At 37.6% G+C, this 356-nt stretch carries 1 protein-coding gene; it reads right to left on the bottom strand.

What is annotated here, in order from left to right; all coding sequences use genetic code 11:
* Positions 1-356: hypothetical protein (locus tag H4O21_RS28545; protein ID WP_182812600.1), on the bottom strand; the 356-nt coding region annotated here is incomplete at both ends.

Genomic DNA, 356 nt, shown 5'->3' with positions numbered 1-356 from the left:
TCCGTATGTGGTTCCCCTACACGTTGTATTGTTACAGTGCCTGTTGTGCTACTTAAAAAAATAGGGTTCGGCGGTGTATCGGGTATGGCAGGAATAACCGTAACCGCTAACGATCCATCGTCCACAAAATTGGAATTGGAATCGTAAAGTTCTGCATAAATCTCATATTCTGAAAGATGACTAAATTCTATTTCAAAAGAGGCTCCTGTAATAGAATCATTATGATAGTCATTAATATCATTATCAAAAGCTTGCCAATACCAAGATGTAAGTCCAGGGTTTATGTTACCATTTAAGTTATCGAGTGTATAGGTTTCAGTCGCATTTTCATGTACCTTGGTTGGTCCTTGTATATA

Source organism: Oceanospirillum sediminis, from assembly GCF_014164585.1.
In the GTDB taxonomy this organism is placed as follows: Bacteria; Pseudomonadota; Gammaproteobacteria; order Pseudomonadales; family Halomonadaceae; genus Oceanospirillum; species Oceanospirillum sediminis.
This window is presented reverse-complemented; position numbering and strand designations above follow the sequence as displayed.